Genomic DNA, 23,040 nt, shown 5'->3' on the forward strand with positions numbered 1-23,040 from the left:
CGCGCTCGGATCACTCCCGACAATCCCCGAATATCACTGAGTGACCGAATACGGCAGGTTCAAAGCCGTGCGAATCCGGGCACCGAACATGTCAGGTTCGAAAACTCGCCGAAGCCCCAAGGACGCATTCATGTACCTGGTACGCGAGGCCGCCGTCGTGGATCTGGCCGGCCACGGCACCACCTGGAACTGGACCTGTCGACTCTGCAATCACAGCAACCCCGACGACGAGAACATCTGCTGCCAGCACTGCGGAGCGATGAAGCGCTGAGGCACCGGTACCCGCGGCGCGACGCCCGGCGCCCGCGAACACGGCGGGGGCGGCACGCACGTCGCGCGCCGCCCCCGGTTGCCGTCATCGCCGCCCCGGCGACCGCCGCCCCCTCCCGGTGATCACCGCCGCGGGCTCGGGCCGGGCCCGGCCCTCACCGCTTCTTCTGGTGGTCCGGGGGCAGGACCGTGCGGATGTGCACGTCGTGCAGCTGCTGGCCGGAGACCGCGGAGGGCGCGCCCATCATCAGGTCCTGGGCGTTCTGGTTCAGCGGGAAGGCGATGGTCTCGCGGATGTTGGGCTCGTCCGCGAGGAGCATGACGATCCGGTCGACGCCGGGCGCGATGCCGCCGTGCGGCGGGGCACCGAACTTCAGGGCCCTGAGCATGCCGCCGAACTCGGCCTCGACAGCGTCCTTGTCGTATCCGGCGATGTCGAAGGCCCTGTACATGATCTCGGGCGAGTGGTTCCGGATCGCCCCGGAGGAGAGCTCGACACCGTTGCAGACGATGTCGTACTGCCACGCGAGGATGTCCAGCGGGTCCTGGGTGTTCAGGGCCTCCATACCGCCCTGCGGCATGGAGAAGGGGTTGTGGCTGAACGCGACGTCGCCCTGCTCGTTGATCTCGAACATCGGGAAGTCGACGATCCAGCAGAAGCGGTAGGCCCTCTCCTCGAAGAGGTCCGCGCGCCTGCCCGCCTCGACGCGGACCGGGGCCATGATGCGGTTGATCTCCGCCTCGTCCTCGCTCGCGCAGAAGAACAGGCCGTAGCCGGGCCCGGCTCCCAGGACCGACAGGAGCTCGTCGCTGATCTGCGTGACGAACTTGGCGATGGGACCGGTGAGTTCGCCGTTCTCGCCGACCTTGAGCCAGGCCAGGCCCTTGGCGCCCTGCTCGACCGCGAAGTCACCGATGCCGTCGAAGAACTTCCTCGGCTTGTCGCCGACCTGCGGAACGGCGAGGGCGCGCACCTTCTTGCCCGCGAAGGCACGGAATTCGGTCTTGTCGAACAGCGCGGTGACGTCGAGCATCTTCATCGGCACGCGCAGGTCGGGCTTGTCCGTCCCGTACCACTCCAGGGCGTCCCGGTAGGCGATGCGGGGGTAGGGGGAGGTGATCTCCCAGCCGTCGGAGAACTCCCGGAAGACGTCGGTCATCACCTTCTCGATGACCTCGAAGACGTCCTCCTGCTCCACGAAGCTCATCTCGACGTCGAGCTGGTAGAACTCACCGGGCGAGCGGTCCGCGCGGCTGTCCTCGTCACGGAAGCAGGGCGCGATCTGGAAGTACCGGTCGAACCCGGAGACCATCAGGAGCTGCTTGAACTGCTGCGGCGCCTGGGGCAGCGCGAAGAACCGACCGGGGTGGAGCCGGGACGGCACCAGGAAGTCGCGCGCGCCCTCGGGGCTGGAGCTGGTCAGGATGGGGGTCTGGAACTCGTTGAAGCCCAGGTCCGTCATCTTCTGCCGGATCGACGCGATCACCTGGGAGCGGAGCATGATGTTGCGGTGCATCCGCTCACGGCGCAGGTCGAGGAAACGGTAGGAGAGGCGGCGCTCCTCGGAGGTGTTGTCCTCGGGGAAGACGGTGAGGGGGAGTTCCTCGGTCGTGCCGAGCACCTCCATCTCCGTGGCCTCGATCTCGATCTCACCCGTGGGGAGGCCGGGGTTGACGTTCTCGCCGCTGCGCGCCGCGACCTGACCGGTGACCCGGATCACCGACTCCTTGGAGATGCGGCTGAGCTGATCGAACACCGGGGACTCGGGGCGCGCCATGAGCTGCGTGACACCGTAGTGGTCGCGCAGGTCGACGAAGAGCAGACCGCCGAGGTCACGGCGGTTGTGCACCCAGCCCGAAAGGCGCACCTGCTGCCCGACGTGCTCCTTGCGGAGCTGACCACACGAATGAGTCCTGTAACGATGCATGAGCTACCAAGTCCACTAACTACACGGCTGGGCGAGGACGCCGGGTCTCCCTGAGGCGGTCCCGGCTGGAGGCACGGCACGCCCCTTGACATCTGGAATCCTACCGTCAACGGTCCGGCGGAGCCGCCCGTTCGGAGGCGGCCGGGGCCGGTGCGGTCAGCCGGTCAGGGCACGCAGGTAGGGGTTGGTGGCGCGCTCGCGTCCGACGGTCGTGGCCGGGCCGTGGCCGGGCAGGATCTGGGTGTCGTCGGCGCGCGACAGGACGGCCGAGGCCAGGCTGGCGTTCATCGCCGCCGGATCGCCGCCCGGGAAGTCGGTCCGGCCGATGGAACCGGCGAAGACCAGGTCCCCGGCGAGCATGACCGGGGGGTGTCCGGTGTCGGCGGGCAGGTGGTAGACGACCGACCCCGGTGTGTGGCCCGGGGTGTGCTCGACGGTGAACTCCAGCCCGGCGAGGGTGAGGGTGTCACCGCCGCCGACCTCCGCGAGGTTCTCGGGTTCGGCGAAGGGGCCCGGGCCGAGCAGCGCGGACAGCTGCGCGGCGAAGCCGGGGTCGACGCCCGCGGCGGGCTCGGTGAGCAGACGCCGGTCGGCGGCGTGCAGGTGGACCGGCAGACCCGCCCGGTCGGCGAGTTCGGCGGCCGACCACACGTGGTCGAAGTGACCGTGGGTGAGCAGGACGGCGGTCGGGGTCAGGCCGTGCTCGGCCAGGGCCTTGCCCACCTGCTCGGTGGCGTTCTGCCCCGGATCGACGAGGACGCAGTCACCACCCGGAGCCGGAGCGAGCACGTAGCAGTTCGCGGCGAGGGGCCCGGTGGCGAGTGCGGCGATGAGCACGGCGTCGTCCTGTCCTCGGTCGGTTGCGGTTGCCGGGTTCGGGGGTGGCTGGTCCGGGGCCCGCGAAAGCAGCGCCCCGGCCACGCGTCCCGCCCGTTCCTGCTGACCGGGCGGACGTACCCTACGAGTACAGACCGATCCTACCGACGCGCGGAGGGCGGCGAACCGGGGTGTGAGGGGGTGCGCGGCTTTGATCACCATTCGATCACCGCACGCGTCGGGCCTCTTTGCCAAACCGCGTGGTAATGCCATATTGGTCACCGGTGCCGTGTGCGCCGCGTCCGCCGACCAGCGCCTCTCCACGGCGGGTCCCCGGCCCGGCCAGACGCACGAGGGCGCCGCCGCAGACACGATGATCTGCGCAAGAGTGAATCACGGCGCGTCGATGCCCGCCCAATCGTACGGATATCGTGCTGAGCACGGTGGTACCCGTCACGAACCGGCGCGGGACGCCGCGACGACCCGAACCCGCCTACGGCCGGGCTCATGACAGCAGGAGGACACGGTGACCACGGACCCTTGGGGCCGCGTAGACGACGACGGCACGGTCTACGTGCGTACGAGCGAAGGCGAGCGGGTCGTCGGATCGTGGCAGGCGGGGGCCCCGGAGGAGGCCCTGGCCTTCTTCCGCCAGAAGTACGACGCGCTGGTCACCCAGGTGGAGCTGTTGGAGAAGCGGCTCCGCAGCACCGACCTGTCCGCGTCGTCGGCGATGTCCAGCATCGACAAGCTGCGCACCCAGGTCAGTGAGGCGCACGCGGTCGGCGACCTGGACGCCCTCACCCGGCGTCTGGACGCGCTCTCCGGGCGCGCCGAGGAGCGCAAGGTCGAGCAGAAGCACGCGCAGGAGCAGGCGCGCGGTCACGCCCGCGAGACCAAGGAGCGGATCGTCGCCGAGGCCGAGCGGGTCGCGGTGGAGACGACGCACTGGAAGTCCGGCGGTGAGCGGATGCTCCAGCTCATCGAGGAGTGGAAGAAGGCCCCCCGCGCCGACCGCCCGACCGAGCAGGCGCTGTGGAAGCGCATGTCGGCGGCGCGCAACTCCTTCTCCAAGCGGCGCAAGGCCTACTTCGCCAACCTCGACCAGCAGCGCGAGGAGGTCCGCGCCGTCAAGGAGCGGATCGTCGCCGAGGCCGAGTCCCTGTCGGACTCGCAGGACTGGGGGCCCACGGCCCGCGCCTACCGCGACCTGATGCAGCAGTGGAAGAACAGCGGGCGCGCCGACCGGGCCAGCGAGGACCGGCTGTGGGCGCGGTTCAAGGCGGCGCAGGACAGGTTCTTCGACGCGCGCAACGCGGTCTTCGCCGAGCGTGACGCCGAGCTGCGCGTCAACGCCGAGGCCAAGGAGCGGATCCTGACGGAGGCCAGGGACGAGATCACCGCGATCTCCGACCCGCGCCGGGCCCGCGCCCGCCTGCGCGACTTCCAGGAGGCGTGGGAGGAGGCCGGAGAGCTGCCGCGTGACGTGCGCGACCAGCTGGAGGGAGCCTTCCGCCAGATCGAGGACGGGGTGCGCCGCGCCGAGGAGGCCGAGTGGGAGCGGACCAGCCCCGAGGCCCGCGCCCGCGCCCGCGCCACGGTCGACCAGCTGTCGACCGCGATCAGCGACCTGGAGACGAAGCTGGAGAAGGCGCGCGAGCGCGGCGACGCCCGGCGGATCCGGGAGCACGAGGACGCGCTGCAGGCGCGGCGCTCCTGGCTGGCCGAGGCGGAGAAGGCGCTCAGTGAGCTGAGCTGACCGCTTCCCCGGGCACGGGCGGGCCGTGTCCCCCGCACAGGGGGGACGCGGCCCGCCCGTGTTGGTGAGAATGGGGGGAGCACGGGTCCTCGCCCAGGGCCCGTATCCGCCGACTCGCTCCGAGGTCCCCATGCCCGACCCCACACCGCCGCCGGCCATCCTGGTCGTGGACGACGAACCGAACATCCGCGAACTCCTCGCCGCCTCCCTGGAACTGGACGGCTTCACGGTGGTCCGGGCCGGGGACGCCGCGGGCGCGCGGGCGCGCGCACGGGAGCACGGGCCGGCGTTGGCGGTCGTGGACGTCATGCTTCCGGACCGGGACGGCTTCGCACTCGCCGCCGACCTGCGTACGGACCACCCGGACCTGCCCGTGCTGTTCCTGACCGCGCGGGACTCGGTCACCGACCGTGTGGCGGGTCTGCGCGCCGGGGCCGACGACTACGTGACCAAACCGTTCAGCGTGGAGGAGGTCGTCCTCCGGATCCGCGCGATCCTGCGGCGGGTGGGGGCGGTGGAACGGTCCGACGAGGGGCCCGTGCTGCGGTACGAGGACCTGGAACTGGACGAGGACGCCTACGAGGCGCGCCGGTCCGGGCGGGCGATCCGGCTGTCCCCCACCGAGTTCGAGCTGCTGCGGTACCTCATGGCCAACGCGGGGCGCGTACTGACCAGGCCGCAGATCCTGCGGCGGGTGTGGGGCCAGGACGGCGACGACAGCCGGGTCGTGGAGACCTACATCAGCTACCTGCGGCGCAAGGTGGACGTGGACGGGCCACCGCTGATCCACACCGTCTGGGGTGTGGGGTACAGCCTGCGGAGGAGCAGGGACCGTGGCTGAGCCCCGACGCGCGCTCCGGCTGCCGCCCGCGAGCCTGTGGGGGCGGTTGGTGTTGTCGGTGATCGTGCTGACCACGGTGGCGATGGCGGTGTTCGGGGTGGCGGGTTCGCTGCTGTTGCGTCATTCGCTGCTGGTGGAGGTGGACGAGCGGCTGGCACTGATGGCCGGTCCGTCGGTCGACCGCGGGGAGCCCCCGCCGGGTGTGCGCCGCGGCGAACCGCCGGTCCTCCCCTCCGACCTGCGGGAACTACGGTTCGATGCCGATGGTGGACTGCTGTGGAACCTGGGGGCGACCGACGGGGACACTTCGGGGCCCGACGTCTCGGGACTGGACGCGCGGGATCTGCGGGAGCTGCGGGACGGCGCGTTCGTCCTGGCGGACACCGAGGGCGGGGCCGACTGGCGGGCCCTGGCGCGCGGGACTCCGGACGGCTCGACGGTGGTGGTCGCGCAGTCGCTGGCCGGTGTGGACACGACGCTGAGGCTGCTGGCCTGGGTGCAGGTCGGCGCGGGTGCCGTGGTGCTGGCCGCGCTGGCGGCGGGCACGGTGGCGACCGTCCGCGTGCAGTTGCGTCCGCTGGCGCGGATGCAGCGGGCGGCCGACGCCATCGCGGGCGGGGACTTCGGGGCGCGCGTCCCGGAGGACGGCCGGGAGGGGCGGATCGGACGGGCGTCGGAGACCGCGCGGCTGGGCGCCGCGCTGAACACGATGCTGGCGCGGCTGTCGGAGGCGCTGCGTGAGCGGGAGGCGACGGCGGAGCGGATGCGGCGGTTCGTCGCCGACGCCTCGCACGAGTTGCGCACCCCCCTGGCGTCGATCCGGGGGTTCGCCGAGCTGTTCAGGCTGGGGCGGCGGCGCGGCCGGATCGAGGCCGACCCGGTGGTGGACGACTGGATGCGGCGTGTGGAGTCCGAGGCGGAGCGCATGGGGACGTTGGTGGACGGCCTCGTCCTGCTGGCCCGCCACGACGAGCACCCGGAGGTGGCCGCCGAGGACGTGGACCTGGCCGCACTCGTGCGTGAGAGTGTGGCCGCGGCCCGGGCCCGGGAGGGGGGCGCCCGGGAACGGGTGGCCCTGGGGCCGCTGCCCGGGGTACGGGTGGTCGGCGACCGGTCGCGTCTGCGGCAGGTGCTGGACAACCTGGTCGGCAACGCCCAGGTGCACACGCCGCCCGGGACTCCGGTACGGGTGTGGGTGGAGGTACTGGAGGACGCGGACCGGTGGGCGCCGTCGGCGGACGCGGTCCGTGTGGGCACGCTGCCGCCGCAGGTACACGGCGTGGTCGCCGTGTGCGTGCGTGACGAGGGGCCGGGGATCCGCGCGGAGGATCGGGAACGGTTGTTCGACCGGTTCTTCCGAGCGGACGAGGGCCGGTCCCGCCACACCGGCGGTACGGGGCTGGGACTGTCGATCGCGGCGGCCGTCGTGACGGCGCACGACGGGGTCGTGGAGGTGTTCGGTGCGCCCGGGGAGGGCACGCTGTTCCGTGTGTTGCTACCGCTCGGCTGACGGGTGCGGCCCGTACCGGCCGTGCGCCGTCCCACCCCCGGTCAGCGGCGTGAGTCCAGGTGGTAGACGTTCGTGGGAGCCGGCTCGGCGGGCCGCTCCGGCTCCGCACCGGTCTGCGCGGGCTCGTGCGTCCCGGCGGGCCCGGGTCGCCGCAGGAGTCGGCGGAGTCCGACCGCGCCCGCCGCCAGCAGCGCGGCCAGGGCGGAGCCGCCGATGACCCACGGTGTGACGACCGGACCTCGGATGATGTGGTCCGCCGCGGAGCACGACGCCAGCGTGGCGTCGGGGGCGGGGCGCACGCACACGGTGGTGACCGACCGACTCCCGTCCGGAACCCCGGTGACCTCGCCGACGGCGGTCAGCACCGCGCGCTCACCGGGCTCCAGGGTCCCGGTCCAGACGATCCGCCCGTCCTCGACCGCGGCCTCGGACGAGGCGGAGGTGATCGTCATGCTCGGCGGCACGAACTGCACCACCTGGGCCTCGGGAAGGCGGTCGCCGCCGGAGTTGCGGACCCGGATGGTGAGGTCGACCCGGTCGCCCTCGCGCAGGGACTCCCTCCCGACCGCGGCCTCCACCACGACATGGAGTGTGTCGGCTCCCGGAACGGGCGCCATCAGCAGGGCGGAGAGTCCTCCGGCTGACAGCGCCGTGAACACGGACATGGCGGACCCCCTCCGACGACCATCATCACTACGCGCACATAGTATGTGGCAGTGGGTGATATTTCCAGGTCGGGAGGGGATCCGCCGATCAGTGCCTAGGCGCCGACAGCCAACCGCAGCGCGGCGGCGCGGTCGGTCCGCTCCCACGTGAAGTCGGGCAGCTCGCGGCCGAAGTGGCCGTAGGCGGCGGTCTTGGCGTAGATCGGGCGCAGCAGGTCGAGGTCGCGCACGATGGCGGCGGGCCGCAGGTCGAAGACCTCCTTGACCGCCTTCTCGATCAGCTCCGGGGCGACCTTCTCGGTGCCGAAGGTCTCGATGAACACACCGACCGGGTGCGCCTTGCCGATGGCGTAGGCGACCTGGACCTCGGCGCGCTCGGCGAGCTCGGCGGCGACGATGTTCTTGGCGACCCAGCGCGTGGCGTAGGCGGCCGAGCGGTCCACCTTCGACGGGTCCTTGCCGGAGAAGGCGCCGCCGCCGTGGCGGGCGTAGCCGCCGTAGGTGTCCACGATGATCTTGCGGCCGGTCAGACCGGCGTCACCCATGGGGCCGCCGATCTCGAAGCGGCCGGTGGGGTTGACCAGCAGGCGGTAGTCGTCGGCGTCCAGGCCGAAGGCGGACACGACCGGCTCGATCACGTGCTCGCGCACGTCCGGGGCGAGCATCTCGTCGAGGTTGATGTCGGCGGCGTGCTGGCTGGAGACGACCACGGTGTCCAGGCGGACCGGGGTCTGGCCCTCGTACTCGACCGTGACCTGGGTCTTGCCGTCCGGGCGCAGGTAGGGCACCGTGCCGTTGCGGCGGACCTCGGACAGGCGCTCGGAGAGCGAGTGCGCCAGCTTGATCGGCAGCGGCATGAGTTCGGGGGTCTCGCGGTTCGCGTAGCCGAACATCAGGCCCTGGTCACCCGCGCCCTGCCGGTTGAGGGCGTCGTCCTCGTTCTCGACGCGCGCCTCGTAGGCGGTGTCGACGCCCTGGGCGATGTCCGGGGACTGCGCGTCGATGGAGACGTTGACCCCGCAGGAGTCGCCGTCGAACCCCTTGGCGGACGAGTCGTAGCCGATCCGGAGGATCCGCTCGCGCACGATGGCGGGGATGTCGACGTAGGTCTGTGTGGTGACCTCACCCGCGATGTGGACCTGACCGGTGGTGATCAGCGTCTCGACCGCGACCCGGCTCGTGGGGTCGTTGGCGAGCATCGCATCGAGGATCGAGTCACTGATCTGGTCGGCCATCTTGTCGGGATGGCCTTCGGTGACCGATTCGGAGGTGAAAAGGCGGCGGGACACGTTGCCTGACTCCTTGCAGCGGCTGCTGGCTGACATGTGCCGACGGCACGGGGCCGACCGGCGCGGTTGGTTGTCGCTCCACTGTAACGGGACCGACGAGGGCGGAAGTCCCGTGGTCGGGAGATCACGGGTTCCCGAAGGAAGTGTGGCGTACTCGGAGGTAGGAATCCAGTCCCGGGCGATGGTGATTTACCGCAGGCGACCGGCCACGAGGTCCCAGACCCGGTCGGCCAGGTCCTCCTTGGGGCCGAACGGCACGTCCACCGCGGCGCCGTCGGAGGTGAGGATCACCGCCTGGTTGTCCTCGGTCCCGAAGGCGCGACCGCCGCCGACCTGGTTGACCACGAGGAGGTCGCACCCCTTGCGCGCCAGCTTGGCGCGCCCGTGGGCGAGCACGTCGTCGGTCTCGGCGGCGAAGCCCACGATGGTCTGCTCCGTACCGTGCTCCGTGCGGGAGGCGACCAGTCCGGCGAGGATGTCGGGGTTCTCGGTGAGCTCGATGGGCGCGGGTGCGGCACCGGACTTCTTGATCTTACTCCCGACGCTGGCGGCGGGGCGGAAGTCGGCCACCGCGGAGGCCATGACCAGGACGTCGGCCTCGGCGCGTTCGGCGTCCATGGCCGCGGCCAGGTCGCGCGCGGACTCCACCCGGACGACGCGGACCCCGGCCGGGTCGGGCAGCGCGACGTTGGCCGCGACAAGCGTCACCTCCGCGCCCCGGGCGGCGGCGGTCCGGGCCAGGGCGTACCCCTGCTTGCCCGAGGAGTGGTTGCCGATGAAGCGGACCGGGTCGATCGCCTCGCGGGTGCCCCCGGCGGAGATCACCACGCGCCGGCCGGCGAGGTCGGCGGTACCGCCACGCAGGACCCGCCGGGCCGCGTCGAACAGTTCCGCGGGTTCGGGCAGGCGCCCCCTGCCGGTGTCCGCCCCGGTCAGGCGCCCCTCGGCCGGGTCGAGCACGATGGCGCCGCGCGCGCGGAGGGTGGCCACGTTGGCCTGGGTGGCGGGGTGCTCCCACATCTCCGTGTGCATCGCCGGGGCGAACACGACCGGGCACCGGGCGGTCAGGAGCGTGTTGGTCAACAGGTCGTCGGCCAGCCCCGCGGCGGCCTTGGCCAGGATGTTGGCGGTGGCCGGGGCGACGAACACGAGGTCGGCGGACTGGCCGATGCGCACGTGGGGCACCTCGTGCACGCCGTCCCAGACGTGGGTCGCCACCGGCTGCCCGGACAGGGCCGCCCAGGTGGGCTCTCCGACGAAGCGGAGGGCGTCGGCCGTGGGCACGACCCGGACCCGGTGCCCGGACTCGGTCAGCCGTCGGAGCAGTTCGCAGATCTTGTACGCGGCGATGCCGCCGCCGACCCCCAGGACCACCTGGGGCGCGCGGGCGGGTTCTCTCTCACTCACGAAAGGAGTTCTACCAGGTGCCGTCGCGGACGGGCGCGGCCGAGCCCGCGAGGCCGCACAAACAGGCTCAGTTGCCCTCGTAGGGCTCGGCGGTCAGCAGGCCGGCCTTGACCTCGCGCAGGGCGATGGACAGGGACTTCTCCTGGACGTGGGTCTCCACGAGCGGACCGACGTACTCCAGCAGGCCCTCGCCGAGCTGGGCGTAGTAGGCGTTGATCTGGCGGGCCCGCTTGGACGCCATGGTGACCAGGCTGTACTTGCTGTCGACGCACTCCAGCAGGTCGTCGATCGGCGGGTTGGTGATGCCTTCGGCGACGGGCTCGGTACCAGCCACTTCGTATCCCCCCAGGGACGGTCTCCGGCTCGTCGGAAGCCGTGACGTGATTGACAGGTGGGCGCCCGCGGACCGCGGTATCACGCCTTGGGCGCTCTGATCAACGCTAGCAGCTCGTCGCATACGTCCCGTACGGACGTGTTGACCAGCGTGGTGTCGAACTCCTTCTCCGCCGCGAGTTCGGTCCTGGCCGCGTCCAGCCTGCGCTGGACGACCTCCTCGGACTCGGTACCGCGTCCGGTCAGCCGCCGGACGAGCTCCTCCCAGGAGGGCGGCGCGAGGAAGACGTGCAGGGCGTCGGGCATGGACTCGCGCACCTGGCGGGCGCCCTGGAGCTCGATCTCCAGCAGGACGGGAACGCCGGTGCTCAGCCTCTCGCTGACCGGGGCGCGGGGGGTGCCGTAGCGGTTTCCCGCGAACTCCGCCCACTCCAGCAGTGCGTCGTCGGAGACGAGCCGGTCGAACTCCGCGTCGGAGACGAAGTGGTACTGGACGCCCTCGCGCTCACCGGGCCGGGGCGCGCGGGTGGTCACCGACACCGAGAGCCACACGTCGGGGTGGTCTCGGCGGATGGCGTCGACCACCGTGCTCTTTCCCACACCCGAGGGGCCGGACAGGACGGTCAGCCGCTTCTCCTGCGGGCTGGACTGGGCTGCGGGCGCGTCTGGCATGGGTGGATCGGGCTTCCCTTCGAGGTCTCCGCGGTCGCGGGAAGCTCCATTTATACCACCGCGCCGCGGTACGGAGGACGCCTCGACCTGGGGCCGGGCGTCCGCCGTCCGCGGCGCGGATCAAGCCTCACCGGGGGTTCGGCCACCGCTGTGGCACGCGCCTCCGCCCCCGCACGGGCGGGGAACGGCCTCCGCCGCGACTGTGGGGGACGCGGACGGGCCGGCGTTACTTGCGGGAACTACTTGGTCAGGTCCCCGAACTCGCTCTCGAGGGCCGCGCGCTGGTTGGTACCCAGGCCACGGACGCGGCGGGACTCAGCGATGTTGAGCCGCTCCATGATCTGCTTGGCACGAACCTTGCCGACACCGGGCAGGGATTCCAGCAGAGCCGAAACCTTCATCTTGCCGATGACGTCGTCCTTGAGGCCGTTGGAGAGGACCTCGGACAGCGAGACGCCGCCGTTCTTGAGCTTGTTCTTGACCTCCGCACGCTCTTTTCTGGCCTTGGCGGCTTTCTCAAGAGCGGCCGTGCGCTGCTCGGGTGTGAGGGGAGGAAGGGCCACGCCGGGTCACCTCGGATTTCTACTCGTTTGTAGAGGGCGGACGCCTGCGCAAGTTAGTAGGTCCGACCCCCCTTAGGCAACGCAAAGTGGCCCTTCAGCGGCTATTTCATCGAAGGAACTACTGAGGGTCACGATTCAATTGCGGTCAGAGACGAAAATCAGGACCTTGGTCCCGATTGAGGGGACCGAAAACCGTGCCACCAGCGCAGGTCACACAGGGGTGACGCGGGTCACTCTCGGCGTCGGAATCCGGTTTTCGGACGCACGTATTTGGTGACCGTCAGTGACCCACAACTGCGCGTGATGGGATCACTGCGACATCCCGCCCACACCTCCCTCCGCTCCCTTCCGCTAGGTACGGGCCCCGGCGCGCCGCACCGCGGCGGCGATCGCCGCCGCGGCCGCGCCGGGGTCCGCCGCCCTGGTGATCGGCCGGCCGACGACCAGCAGGTCCGCCCCGGCCGCGACGGCCTCCTCCGGGGTGGCCACCCGGGACTGGTCACCCCTGTCCGCCCCCGCCGGGCGCACGCCCGGCGTGATCAGGGTGACGTCCGGGCCCACCTCGTTCCTCACCAGGGCCACCTCCTGCGGCGAGCACACCAGGGCACGGGCCCCGGCGCCCACCGCCATCACCGCCAGACGCCGCACCGCGTCGCGAGCCGGACCGAGCAGCCCCACCTGCTCCAGATCCTTCTCACTCATCGAGGTGAGTACCGTCACGGCGGCGATCCTGGTGTCCGGCGCGGCCTCCACCGCAGCCCGGACCATGTCCGCTCCCCCGCCGGCGTGCACCGTGAGGATCGACGGGCGCAGGCCCGCGACACTGCGCGCCGCACCCGCCACCGTCGCCGGGATGTCGTGCAGCTTCAGATCGAGGAAGACCCCGACCCGGTTGGCGCCGCGCACCGCGCTGACCACCTCGGGGCCGTACCTCAGGTACAGCTCCAGCCCCACCTTCACCGTGCTCACGTGCGGTGCCACGGCGGAGGCCCAGGTGGCGGCGGTCTCGATGTCGTCGGCGTCGATCGCCACGGCGATCGGCGCGGGCGCGGTGGGCGCGGTCATGTCGGTTTCCCCTCTTCGTCCGACACCGTACAGTCGGTGTCAGCACCTGCACCTGTGCTTACGAATGTGCTTACGAAAGCACTAGCCGATGCACGTTCACTGTCATGTGCACACACCAAGGTGTGCGATTCCCCGGATGAGGCGCTTCATGCGCCCCCGTCATGTCACTTCCCCGTAACGGCTGCCGAGACGGCCGTGAGCGGGCCTTTTCCCGGATCGGACTCCCGGGATCCCGGACACGCGCGCCCGGCCGGAGAACGCCGTCTGAGCGCCGTTCAGCCCGACCTGGGCGTTCGCGCCCGGTCCGGACCAGGTCTCAGACCCCCACCCCCGATCCGTGGGCCGCCCCGACCAGGTCGGCGGCGCTCCCCATCCCGCGCGCCTCCAGCGCCTCCGTGAACTGCCGGAGCACGCGCGCGCACGCGGACGGGTCGGAGAAGTTGGTCGTGCCCACCGCGACGGCGCTCGCGCCGGCCGCCATGAACTCGACCACGTCCTCACCCGTGCGCACCCCGCCCATACCCACGATCGGCACCTCGGGAAGGGCCTCGTGCACCCGGTAGACGCACCCCACCGCGAGCGGCCGGATCGCCGGACCCGACAGCCCGCCGATCCCGCCCGCCACGGCCGGACGCAGGGTGCGGGTGTCGATCGCCATACCGCGCACGGTGTTGATCATCGACAGCCCGTCCGCCCTCGCCTCGACGCAGGCCGTGGCCAGTTCCACGACGTCGGGCACGTCCGCGGAGAGCTTGGCCAGGACCGGGAGGTCGGAACGGGCGTGCGAGCGGACCGTGCTCACCACGGCCGCGGCGCTCGCGGGGTCGTCGACGAAGTACCGGCCGGCCGGATCGGCCGGGTCCGGGCAGGCGAGGTTGACCTCGATGGCGCTGACGCCGTCGGCCGCGGAGACGCGCCGGGCCAGTTCCCCGAACTCCCCCATGCCCGTCCCCGCGATGGACACGATCGCCCGTCCGCCCCGGGAGAGGAGCCAGGGCAGGTCGCGTTGGAGGAAGACGTCGACGCCGGGCCCCTGCATGCCGGTGGTGCTCAGCATCCCGCTGGGTGTCTCGGCCATGCGCGGCGCGGGGCGCCCGGCGTGCGGTTCCAGCATCACCGACTTGGTGGTGACCGCGCCGATCGTGGAGATGTCGAAGAAGCGCGCCAGCTCACGTCCGGCCCCGGCGCAGCCGGCGGCCGTCACCACCGGGTTGGGCAGCTCGGCGGCGCCGATCCGGGTCCTGAGGTCCGTGTCCACGTTCCCACCCTCCAGGTGTGTGCCGGTCAGGCGATGTCGCGCGCGGACTCGGCCGCGCGGGCCGCCTTGGAGCCCTTCCACCCCGGCGCGCCCAGGGCGTCGAAGGGGATGGAGCCGACGTCGTCGAAGCGCACACGCTCGCCCCGGAACACCGGGCCGTCCACGCAGGAGCGCACCATCCGGGTGACACCGTCCTCGCCCACGACGGGGATCACACAGGTCATGCAGATGCCCGTGCCGCACGCCATCGTCTCCTCCACCGACACCTGGACCGGCACCCCGTGCGTGCCCGCCACCGCCGTGACCGCGCGCAGCATGGGCATGGGGCCGCAGGCGTACACCGCGTCGGAGCGGGCCTCCTCGATGACCCGGCCGAGGACGTCGGTGACCCGGCCGCGCGTGCCGAAGGAACCGTCGTCGGTGGTGAAGACGGCCGTCTCGGCCACACGGCGGGCGGTGATGGCGCTGAACACGCGGTCGGACGAGGCCGCGCCCAGGACGAAGTCCACACGGCAGCCCCGCCTGCGCAGGGCCTGGGCGAGCGGGAACAGCGGGGCGCTGCCCGACCCGCCGCCCACGAGCACGCAGTTGACCGGGTCGCGCGGCAGCGGGAAGGGGCGGCCCAGCGGACCGACCACGTCCAGCAGGTCGCGCGACCTTCGTTCGGACAGCCACGCGGTACCCGTCCCCCTCACGGAGAACAGGAACTCGACGGTGCCCCCGTAGTCGGGCTTGACGTCGTGGATGGCGAAGGGACGGCGCAGCAGGGTGCTGGAGTGGTCTCCGCCCACCCCCACCGTGACGAACTGCCCCGAGCGGAAGCGCTCGGCTATGCCCGGTGCGACCACGGTGATGGCGTAGTAGGCGTCCACCCTGCGCACGTTCAGCACGGGGCACCTGATCTGCACCGGTCCGTTGTCGCTCATGGTCGCGTTAGCCTTCCTCGCCTCGGCCGTGCGTTCGCCGTGGGCGCACGGCCCACGGCGAACGCACTCTACTGCGTCCGGGCCCGGTGTCCGGCCCGGTTACGCACGACTGGCGTCGAGGGTGCTCGCGTGCTCCTGGAGGGAGCGCACGCCCACGTCGCCGCGTACGCGCGCCTCGATCGCCTGCACCGCGGCGGCCAGCCCCTGGACCGTGGTCACGCTGGGCACGCCGCGGACGACGGCCGCGGTACGGATCTCGTACCCGTCCAGGCGCGGTCCGGCCTGACCGGCACTGCCGAAGGGGGTGTTGACGATGAGGTCGACCCCGCCGTCGTGGATGAGCTGCACGATGGTCGGCTCGCCGTCGGCGCCGGGGCCCTCGCTGTGCTTGCGCACGACGGTGGCGCGCACCCCGTTGCGGCGCAGGACCAGGGCGGTGCCCTCGGTGGCCAGGATCTCGAAGCCCAGGTCGGCCAGGCGCTTGACCGGGAAGATCATCGAGCGCTTGTCGCGGTTGGCCACGGACACGAACACCCGGCCGCCGGAGGGGAGCCGCCCGTTGACCGCCAGCTGCGACTTGGCGTAGGCGGAGCCGAACTGCACGTCCAGGCCCATGACCTCACCGGTGGAACGCATCTCCGGGCCGAGGATCGTGTCGACGCCCTCGCCCTGCTTGTCGATGAACCGGTTGAAGGGCAGCACGGCCTCCTTGACCGAGACCGGCGCGTCGGCGGGCAGGTCGCCGCCGTCGCCCTCGGCGGGCAGCATGCCCTCGGCGCGCAGCTCGGCGATGGTGGAGCCGGCCATGACACGGGCCGCGGCCTTGGCCAGCGGCACGGCGGTCGCCTTGGACACGAACGGCACGGTGCGGGAGGCGCGCGGGTTGGCCTCCAGCACGTACAGGACTCCGGAGGCGAGCGCGTACTGGACGTTGAGCAGGCCGCGCACGCCGGTCCCCCGGGCGATGGCCTCGGTGGAGTAGCGGATGCGCTCGATGTCCTCGCTGCCCAGGGTGACCGACGGCAGGGTGCACGCCGAGTCGCCGGAGTGGATCCCGGCCTCCTCGATGTGCTCCATGACGCCGCCCAGGTACAGGTCGGTGCCGTCGTACAGGGCGTCGACGTCGATCTCGATGGCGTCGTCGAGGAAGCGGTCGATCAGGACCGGGTGCTCGGGACTGACCTCGGCGTTGCGCCGGATGTAGTCGGCGAGCATGGTCTCGCTGTAGACGATCTCCATGCCCCGGCCGCCGAGCACGTAGGACGGGCGGACCATGACCGGGTAGCCGATCTCGTCCGCGGCGGCCTTGGCCTCCTCGAAGGAGTAGGCGGTGCCGTGCTTGGGCGCGGGCAGCCCGGCCTCGGCCAGGACCTTGCCGAACTCGCCCCGGTCCTCGGCCAGGTCGATGGCCTCGGGGCTGGTGCCGATGACGGGGACCCCGGCGGCCTTGAGGCGGCGGGCCAGTCCGAGCGGGGTCTGGCCGCCCAGCTGCACGATGACCCCGGCGACCGGCCCGGTGGCCTGCTCGGCGCGGACGACCTCCAGGACGTCCTCCAGGGTGAGCGGCTCGAAGTAGAGCCGGTCGCTGGTGTCGTAGTCGGTCGAGACGGTCTCGGGGTTGCAGTTGACCATCACGGTCTCGTACCCGGCCTCGGACAGCGCGAAGGAGGCGTGGACGCAGGAGTAGTCGAACTCGACGCCCTGGCCGATGCGGTTGGGTCCCGAGCCCAGGATGATGATCTTGGGCTTGTCCCCGGTCGGGACCTCGGTCTCCTCGTCGTAGCTGGAGTAGAGGTAGGGCGTGCGGGCGGCGAACTCGGCGGCGCAGGTGTCCACGGTCAGGTAGACGGGGTGGATGCCCAGGGCGTGGCGCAGTTCGCGGACCACGTCCTCGCGTTTGCCGGTGATCTCCCCGATCTGGATGTCGGAGAAGCCCAGCCCCTTGGCGTCGCGCAGGAGGTCGGCGTCGAGCTTGGGGGCGCCGGCCAGGGCGCGGGCCGTCTCCTCCAGGCGGAGCATCTGGTCGAGGAACCACGGGTCGATCCGGGTGGCCTCGTACAGCTCCTCGACGGTCGCTCCGGCGCGCAGGGCCTGCTGGACCTGGCGCAGGCGGTGCTCGGTCGGGGTGGCGGCCCGGCGCAGGAGGTCGTCCTTGTCGCCGGTCCCGCCCGCCCAGCTGAAGCCGACGCCCGCCTTCTCCACCGAGCGCATGGCCTTCTGGAGGGCCTCGGGGAAGGAGCGGCCGATGGCCATCGCCTCGCCGACGGACTTCATCGTGGTGGTGAGGGTCGGGTCGGCGCCCGGGAACTTCTCGAAGGCGAACCGGGGGACCTTGACGACCACGTAGTCGAGCGTGGGCTCGAAGCTGGCCGGGGTCTCCCGGGTGATGTCGTTGGGGATCTCGTCGAGTGTGTAGCCGACGGCGAGCTTGGCGGCGATCTTGGCGATCGGGAAGCCGGTGGCCTTGGAGGCCAGCGCCGAGGAGCGGGACACGCGGGGGTTCATCTCGATGACGATGACCCGGCCGGTGGTGGGGTGGACGGCGAACTGGATGTTGCAGCCGCCGGTGTCCACGCCGACCTCGCGGATGACCGCGATGCCGATGTCGCGCAGCTTCTGGTACTCGCGGTCGGTCAGGGTCATGGCGGGGGCCACGGTGATGGAGTCACCGGTGTGCACGCCCATGGGGTCGAGGTTCTCGATGGAGCACACGACCACGACGTTGTCGTTGGTGTCGCGCATCAGCTCCAGCTCGTACTCCTTCCAGCCGAGGATGGACTCCTCCAGGAGCACCTCGGTGGTCGGGGAGAGCGCGAGGCCCTGGCCGGCGATGCGGCGCAGCTCGGTCGCGTCGTGGGCGAAACCGGAACCGGCGCCGCCCATGGTGAAGGACGGCCGGACCACGACCGGGTAGCTCAGCTCCTCGGCGGCGTCCAGGCACTCCTGGAGGGTGTGGCAGATCCGCGAGCGCGCGGACTCGCCGCCGATGCGCTCCACGATCCCCTTGAAGGTCTCCCGGTCCTCGCCGGACTGGATGGCCTCGATGTTGGCGCCGATGAGCTCGACGCCGTACTTCTCCAGGATGCCCGCCTCGTCCAGGGCGACGGCGGCGTTGAGCGCGGTCTGCCCGCCCAGGGTCGGGAGCAGGGCGTCGGGGCGCTCCTTGGCGATGATCTTCTCGATCATCTCGGTGGTGATCGGCTCGACGTAGGTGGCGTCGGCGATCTCCGGGTCGGTCATGATCGTGGCCGGGTTGGAGTTGACCAGGATGACCCGCAGGCCCTCGGCCCGCAGAACCCGGCAGGCCTGGGTACCCGAGTAGTCGAACTCGGCCGCCTGCCCGATCACGATCGGGCCGGAGCCGATCACGAGGACGGATGAAAGGTCACTACGGCGCGGCATGCTCTTCCTCTACTACTGCTTGGCAGCCGGTGCGGGCTGGGCGGACATCAGGTCGCAGAACTCGTCGAAGAGCCCGGCGGCGTCGTGGGGGCCCGCGGCGGCCTCCGGGTGGAACTGGACGCTGAACACGGGGCGGTCCAGCAGCCGCAGGCCCTCGACGACCTGGTCGTTGAGGCCGACGTGGCTGACCTCGGCCCGGCCGTACGGGGTGTCGAAGGGGGTGTCGAGCGGCGCGTCGACGGCGAAGCCGTGGTTCTGGCTGGTGATGGCGACCTTCGCGGTGCGGGTGTCGCGCACCGGCTGGTTGACGCCCCGGTGGCCGAAGGTCAGCTTGTAGGTGCCCAGGCCCAGGGCGCGGCCCAGGATCTGGTTGCCGAAGCAGATGCCGAAGAGCGGCCTGCCCGCGTCCAGGACGCCGCGCATGGCGGCGACGGGGCCGTCGGCGGTGGCGGGGTCGCCGGGGCCGTTGCTGAAGAACACGCCGTCGGGGTCGAGGGCGAGGATGTCCTCGGCGGTGGCGCCGGCGGGGAGCACGGTGACGCGGCAGCCGCGCTCGGCCAGGCGCTGGGGCGTCATGGCCTTGATGCCGAGGTCGACGGCGGCCACGTGGAAGCGGGTCCGGACGCCCTCGGGCGGCAGGACCTCGTAGGCCGCGTCGGTGCTGACCTCGGCGGCCAGGGCGGACCCGGCCATGGGCGGCTGCTCCAGGATGCGGGCCCGCAGCCGCTCCGGGTCGGTCTCGACCGTGCTGATCGCGGCCCGCATGGCGCCGCGGTCGCGCAGGTGGCGGGTCAGGGCGCGGGTGCCCCTGATCGCGATGCCGACCACGCCCTGGCGGCGCAGCTCCTCGTCGAGGGTGCGCTGGGCGCGCCAGTTGGAGGGGATGCGCGCGGGCTCGCGGACGACGTACCCGGCGACCCAGACCCGGCCGGACTCGGGGTCGTCGTCGTTGACGCCGGTGTTGCCGATGTGCGGCGCGGTCATGGCGACGATCTGGCGGTGGTAGGAGGGGTCGGTGAGGGTCTCCTGGTAACCGGTCATGCCGGTGTTGAAGACGGCCTCGCCGAAGGTCTCCCCGGTGGCGCCGAAGGAGCGGCCGTGGAACACGCGGCCGTCCTCAAGCACCAGAATCGCCGGTCCGCCGGTTTCCTCGGACACGTTCTCCCCCTCTACCGCACCAGCACTGACCTGGGTGTTCGCTGTCGTGTTCAACTGATCTTCCCCTCCAGGACCGTGGGAACCCCGCGCAGGAAGGTCGCGCGGACCCGGCCGGGCAGGGTCATGCCCCGGAAGGGGGTGTTGCTGCTCTTGGTGACCATGGCCGCGCCGTCGATCCCGACGGGGGCCGCCGGGTCGTACAGGACGACGTTGGCGGGCTCACCGGCGGCGAGCTCGCGGCCGTGTCCGGAGACCCTGCCGATGCGGGCGGGCGCGGTGGACATCCGGTCGGCGACCTGGGCCCAGGTGAGCAGGCCGGTGTCGACCATCGCGCGCTGGACGACCGCGAGGGCGGTCTCCAGACCGACCATGCCCATGGCCGCGGTGGACCACTCGGTCTCCTTGGCCTCCACGGGGTGGGGCGCGTGGTCGGTGGCCACGATGTCGATCGTGCCGTCGGCCAGCCCCTCGCGCAGCGCCTGGACGTCCTCGGCGGTGCGCAGGGGCGGGTTGACCTTGTAGATCGGATCGTAGCTCTCGACCAGGTCGTCGGTGAGCAGCAGGTGGTGGGGGGTGACCTCGGCGGTGACGTCGCAGCCGCGGGCCTTGGCCCAGCGGATGATGTCGACGGACCCCTTGGTGGAGACGTGGCACACGTGCAGGCGGGAGCCGACGTGCTGGGCCAGGAGGCAGTCGCGGGCGATGATGGCCTCCTCGGCGACCGCGGGCCAGCCGGGCAGGCCCAGGCGGTCGGAGACACAGCCCTCGTTCATCTGGGCGCCCTCGGTCAGACGGGGCTCCTGGGCGTGCTGGGCGACGACGCCGTCGAAGGCCTTGACGTACTCCAGTGCGCGGCGCATGAGCAGGGCGTCGGAGACGCAGATGCCGTCGTCGGAGAAGACGCGGACCCGGGCGGCGGAGTCGGCCATGGCGCCGATCTCGGCGAGGCGCTCACCGGCCAGGCCGACGGTGACGGCCCCGACGGGGCGCACGTCGCAGTACCCGGCCTCGCGGCCCAGTCGCCAGACCTGCTCGACGACCCCGGCGGTGTCGGCGACGGGGTCGGTGTTGGCCATGGCGTGGACCGCGGTGTAGCCGCCCATCGCGGCGGAGCGGGAGCCGGTGGCGACGGTCTCGGCGTCCTCGCGGCCGGGCTCGCGCAGGTGGGTGTGGAGGTCGACCAGGCCGGGCAGGGCGATGAGGCCGTCGGCGTCGGTCGTCTCGGTACCCTCGGGGGCGTCCAGGTCGGGACCGACGGCGGCGATCCTGCCGTCGGTGATCAGGATGTCGACGGGGTCGCCGCCGAGCGCGCGGGCGCGGCGGATCAGGTGCGGTCCGTGGGTGTCGGGCATCGCTGTGTGGGTTTCCTCGTGTTCGTGTGCGGAAGGCGGGTGCGCGGGCGCGGCTGAGCGCGGGCGCGCGACCCGGGGGTGGCGGACGCGCGCCCGGCGGAGGCCGGTCGGGCCGTCGTCGGCGGTCAGGACCCGCCGAGCAGCAGGTAGAGAACGGCCATGCGCAGGCTCACGCCGTTGGCGACCTGTTCGGTCACGGTGCAGCGCGGGGAGTCGGCGACCTCGGCGGAGATCTCCATGCCGCGGACCATCGGGCCCGGGTGCATGACGATGGCGTCCTGGGGCATGCGCGCCAGGCGCTCGCCGTCCAGTCCGTAGTTGCGGCTGTACTCGCGCACGGACGGGAAGTAGGACTCGGTCATGCGCTCGGCCTGCACCCGCAGCATCATCACCACGTCGGACTTGGGCAGGACCTCGTCGAGGTCGTAGGAGACCTCGCAGGACCAGGTGTGCACCGAGACCGGCAGCAGGGTGGGCGGCGCGACCAGGGTGACGTGCGCGCCGAGGGTGGTCAGCAGGAGCACGTTGGAGCGGGCGACGCGGCTGTGCAGGATGTCGCCGACGACGGCCACCCGCAGCCCCTCCAGGCGGCCCAGCCGGGAGCGCATGGTGAAGGCGTCCAGGAGGGCCTGGGTGGGGTGCTCGTGGGTGCCGTCGCCCGCGTTGAGCACGGAGCCGTCGACCCAGTTGGCGAGGCGGTGGGCGGCGCCGGAGGCGCTGTGGCGGATGACGACGCCGTCGGCGCCCATCGCCTGGAGGGTCAGGGCGGTGTCCTTGAGGCTCTCGCCCTTGGAGACGCTCGACCCCTTGGCGGAGAAGTTGATGACGTCGGCGGACAGGCGCTTGGCCGCCAGCTCGAAGGAGGTCCGGGTGCGCGTGGAGTCCTCGTAGAAGAGGTTGACGACGGTGCGTCCGCGCAGGGTCGGCAGCTTCTTGACGGAGCGGTCGCTGACCCGGGCGAGCTCCTCGGCGGTGTCCAGGACGAGCGTGGCCTCGTCACGGGTGAGGTCACCGGTGGAGAGCAGGTGGCGCATCAGGAGTTCCCCTCCGTCGTACCGGGCCGCAGGCCCCCCTTGAGGGTGGTGGCGGGCCCGAGCAGGACCGCGTCGTGGCCGTCGGTCTCGGTCAGGCGGACGGTGACGCTCTCGCGCAGGGAGGTGGGCAGGTTCTTGCCGACGTAGTCCGCGCGGACGGGCAGTTCCCGGTGGCCGCGGTCGACGAGGACGGCGAGCTGGACGGCACGGGGGCGGCCGAGGTCGCCCAGGGCGTCCAGGGCGGCGCGCACGGTGCGTCCGGAGAAGAGGACGTCGTCGACCAGGACGACGACCCGGTCGTCGAGTCCGCCCGCGGGGATCTCCGTCCTGCCGAGCGCACGCGCGGGGGCCATCCGCAGGTCGTCGCGGTACATGGTGATGTCGAGGGAGCCCGTGGGGACCTTCAGCTCCTCGACGCGTTCGATCCGCCGGGCCAGGCGCTGGGCGAGGGGGACGCCGCGTGAGGGGATGCCCAGCAGGGTGACGTGTTGGCCGCCCTTGGTGCGTTCGAGCACCTCGTGGGCGATGCGGGTGAGGGCCCGGTCGATCTCGGGACCGTCGAGGACGGCCCGGCCGTCCTCGGGTGTGTCGGGTGACGCCGCGGGGTCGGTGGACCCGGTGTCACCCCTCGTCTGGTTCTGCGCACGCAAAGTAGTGACCCCTTCCCTGCCTCACGGGACAGGTCGTTAAAGGATGTCGATCGAGCCCACGCTACCAGCGACGACCCGGAACCCTCCAGAGGCGGGCGACGCCAGCCCGTCACAAATGTGACTCTCGTCACATGAAGAGTGG

At 71.7% G+C, this 23,040-nt stretch carries 20 protein-coding genes; 4 read left to right on the plus strand and 16 right to left on the minus strand.

The features are described 5' to 3' along the window. Positions 1 to 130 precede the first annotated feature (130 nt). Complete coding sequence (locus ACTVAJ_RS21260; RefSeq protein WP_470389972.1) at positions 131 to 271, plus strand: hypothetical protein; 141 nt, start codon at positions 131 to 133, stop codon at positions 269 to 271. A gap of 154 nt (positions 272 to 425) precedes the next feature. Here the strand turns inward: ACTVAJ_RS21260 and aspS are convergent, their stop codons facing one another. Both aspS and ACTVAJ_RS21270 read right to left on the minus strand, forming a co-directional pair. Then, positions 426 to 2,198 (minus strand): aspartate--tRNA ligase, encoded by a 1,773-nt coding sequence (aspS, locus tag ACTVAJ_RS21265; protein WP_470389973.1) that lies wholly within the window; start codon positions 2,196 to 2,198, stop codon positions 426 to 428. A gap of 156 nt (positions 2,199 to 2,354) precedes the next feature. Further along, positions 2,355 to 3,035: an MBL fold metallo-hydrolase gene (locus ACTVAJ_RS21270; protein ID WP_470389974.1), complete on the minus strand. Its 681-nt coding sequence runs from the start codon at positions 3,033 to 3,035 to the stop codon at positions 2,355 to 2,357. 505 nt (positions 3,036 to 3,540) lie between these two features. Here ACTVAJ_RS21270 and ACTVAJ_RS21275 point away from each other — a divergent pair. The 3 genes from ACTVAJ_RS21275 (at position 3,541) to ACTVAJ_RS21285 (ending at position 7,124) form a co-directional block, all read left to right on the plus strand. Further along, positions 3,541 to 4,773 carry a DUF349 domain-containing protein gene (locus tag ACTVAJ_RS21275; RefSeq protein ID WP_470389975.1) on the plus strand — a complete coding sequence of 411 codons (1,233 nt, stop codon included), beginning with the start codon at positions 3,541 to 3,543 and terminating at the stop codon, positions 4,771 to 4,773. Positions 4,774 to 4,903: 130 nt separating this feature from the next. Beyond that, on the plus strand, positions 4,904 to 5,614 hold the full coding sequence (locus tag ACTVAJ_RS21280) for a response regulator transcription factor (RefSeq protein WP_470389976.1): 711 nt from the start codon (positions 4,904 to 4,906) through the stop codon (positions 5,612 to 5,614). Continuing rightward, complete coding sequence (locus ACTVAJ_RS21285) at positions 5,607 to 7,124, plus strand: sensor histidine kinase (protein ID WP_470389977.1); 1,518 nt, start codon at positions 5,607 to 5,609, stop codon at positions 7,122 to 7,124. Before ACTVAJ_RS21280 ends, ACTVAJ_RS21285 begins: the two co-directional genes overlap by 8 nt. A 41-nt stretch (positions 7,125 to 7,165) precedes the next feature. Here ACTVAJ_RS21285 and ACTVAJ_RS21290 read toward each other — a convergent pair whose 3' ends face one another. The 14 genes from ACTVAJ_RS21290 to pyrR form a co-directional block, all read right to left on the minus strand. After that, a complete protein-coding gene (locus tag ACTVAJ_RS21290; RefSeq protein WP_470389978.1) occupies positions 7,166 to 7,789 on the minus strand; it encodes a hypothetical protein in 624 nt (207 codons plus the stop codon). A gap of 95 nt (positions 7,790 to 7,884) precedes the next feature. Then, positions 7,885 to 9,078, minus strand: coding sequence for a methionine adenosyltransferase (gene metK, locus ACTVAJ_RS21295; RefSeq protein ID WP_470390026.1), 1,194 nt, complete (start codon positions 9,076 to 9,078; stop codon positions 7,885 to 7,887). A gap of 189 nt (positions 9,079 to 9,267) precedes the next feature. Next, a complete protein-coding gene (coaBC, locus tag ACTVAJ_RS21300) occupies positions 9,268 to 10,452 on the minus strand; it encodes a bifunctional phosphopantothenoylcysteine decarboxylase/phosphopantothenate--cysteine ligase CoaBC (RefSeq protein ID WP_470390027.1) in 1,185 nt (394 codons plus the stop codon). A gap of 100 nt (positions 10,453 to 10,552) precedes the next feature. Continuing rightward, complete coding sequence (rpoZ, locus tag ACTVAJ_RS21305; RefSeq protein ID WP_116244364.1) at positions 10,553 to 10,819, minus strand: DNA-directed RNA polymerase subunit omega; 267 nt, start codon at positions 10,817 to 10,819, stop codon at positions 10,553 to 10,555. Positions 10,820 to 10,899: 80 nt separating this feature from the next. Continuing rightward, on the minus strand, positions 10,900 to 11,490 hold the full coding sequence (gene gmk, locus ACTVAJ_RS21310; protein WP_470389979.1) for a guanylate kinase: 591 nt from the start codon (positions 11,488 to 11,490) through the stop codon (positions 10,900 to 10,902). A 239-nt stretch (positions 11,491 to 11,729) separates the two neighbouring features. Continuing rightward, positions 11,730 to 12,053, minus strand: coding sequence for an integration host factor, actinobacterial type (gene mihF, locus ACTVAJ_RS21315; RefSeq protein WP_470389980.1), 324 nt, complete (start codon positions 12,051 to 12,053; stop codon positions 11,730 to 11,732). 351 nt (positions 12,054 to 12,404) lie between these two features. Beyond that, complete coding sequence (pyrF, locus tag ACTVAJ_RS21320; protein WP_470389981.1) at positions 12,405 to 13,118, minus strand: orotidine-5'-phosphate decarboxylase; 714 nt, start codon at positions 13,116 to 13,118, stop codon at positions 12,405 to 12,407. Between the two features lie 316 nt (positions 13,119 to 13,434). Further along, positions 13,435 to 14,376 carry a dihydroorotate dehydrogenase gene (locus ACTVAJ_RS21325; protein WP_470389982.1) on the minus strand — a complete coding sequence of 314 codons (942 nt, stop codon included), beginning with the start codon at positions 14,374 to 14,376 and terminating at the stop codon, positions 13,435 to 13,437. Between the two features lie 26 nt (positions 14,377 to 14,402). After that, the gene (locus ACTVAJ_RS21330) at positions 14,403 to 15,302 is read right to left on the minus strand and encodes a dihydroorotate dehydrogenase electron transfer subunit (protein WP_470389983.1); all 900 of its coding nucleotides are present in this window, start codon (positions 15,300 to 15,302) and stop codon (positions 14,403 to 14,405) included. A gap of 99 nt (positions 15,303 to 15,401) precedes the next feature. Beyond that, positions 15,402 to 18,704 (minus strand): carbamoyl-phosphate synthase large subunit, encoded by a 3,303-nt coding sequence (gene carB / locus ACTVAJ_RS21335; RefSeq protein WP_470389984.1) that lies wholly within the window; start codon positions 18,702 to 18,704, stop codon positions 15,402 to 15,404. Positions 18,705 to 18,716: 12 nt separating this feature from the next. Then, the gene (gene carA / locus ACTVAJ_RS21340) at positions 18,717 to 19,862 is read right to left on the minus strand and encodes a glutamine-hydrolyzing carbamoyl-phosphate synthase small subunit (RefSeq protein WP_470389985.1); all 1,146 of its coding nucleotides are present in this window, start codon (positions 19,860 to 19,862) and stop codon (positions 18,717 to 18,719) included. Between the two features lie 50 nt (positions 19,863 to 19,912). Then, positions 19,913 to 21,214, minus strand: a complete 1,302-nt coding sequence (locus ACTVAJ_RS21345; protein ID WP_470389986.1) for a dihydroorotase — start codon at positions 21,212 to 21,214, stop codon at positions 19,913 to 19,915. Positions 21,215 to 21,339: 125 nt separating this feature from the next. Next, positions 21,340 to 22,248 (minus strand): aspartate carbamoyltransferase catalytic subunit, encoded by a 909-nt coding sequence (locus ACTVAJ_RS21350; protein WP_470389987.1) that lies wholly within the window; start codon positions 22,246 to 22,248, stop codon positions 21,340 to 21,342. Then, the gene (gene pyrR / locus ACTVAJ_RS21355; RefSeq protein ID WP_470389988.1) at positions 22,248 to 22,898 is read right to left on the minus strand and encodes a bifunctional pyr operon transcriptional regulator/uracil phosphoribosyltransferase PyrR; all 651 of its coding nucleotides are present in this window, start codon (positions 22,896 to 22,898) and stop codon (positions 22,248 to 22,250) included. Before pyrR ends, ACTVAJ_RS21350 begins: the two co-directional genes overlap by 1 nt. Positions 22,899 to 23,040 lie beyond the last annotated feature (142 nt).

This window comes from Nocardiopsis sp. KDC1DS13DA1 (assembly GCF_055632325.1).

Excerpts from the sequence above, each read along its gene's own strand:
- ACTVAJ_RS21345 (WP_470389986.1), bottom strand. The coding sequence starts at position 21,214 with ATGCCCGACACCCACGGACCGCACCTGATCCGCCGCGCCCGCGCGCTC.
- ACTVAJ_RS21280 (WP_470389976.1), top strand. The coding sequence starts at position 4,904 with ATGCCCGACCCCACACCGCCGCCGGCCATCCTGGTCGTGGACGACGAA.
- ACTVAJ_RS21350 (WP_470389987.1), bottom strand. The coding sequence starts at position 22,248 with ATGCGCCACCTGCTCTCCACCGGTGACCTCACCCGTGACGAGGCCACG.
- carB (WP_470389984.1), bottom strand. The coding sequence starts at position 18,704 with ATGCCGCGCCGTAGTGACCTTTCATCCGTCCTCGTGATCGGCTCCGGC.
- aspS (WP_470389973.1), bottom strand. The coding sequence starts at position 2,198 with ATGCATCGTTACAGGACTCATTCGTGTGGTCAGCTCCGCAAGGAGCAC.
- pyrF (WP_470389981.1), bottom strand. The coding sequence starts at position 13,118 with ATGACCGCGCCCACCGCGCCCGCGCCGATCGCCGTGGCGATCGACGCC.
- ACTVAJ_RS21290 (WP_470389978.1), bottom strand. The coding sequence starts at position 7,789 with ATGTCCGTGTTCACGGCGCTGTCAGCCGGAGGACTCTCCGCCCTGCTG.
- ACTVAJ_RS21260 (WP_470389972.1), top strand. The coding sequence starts at position 131 with ATGTACCTGGTACGCGAGGCCGCCGTCGTGGATCTGGCCGGCCACGGC.
- gmk (WP_470389979.1), bottom strand. The coding sequence starts at position 11,490 with ATGCCAGACGCGCCCGCAGCCCAGTCCAGCCCGCAGGAGAAGCGGCTG.
- ACTVAJ_RS21330 (WP_470389983.1), bottom strand. The coding sequence starts at position 15,302 with ATGAGCGACAACGGACCGGTGCAGATCAGGTGCCCCGTGCTGAACGTG.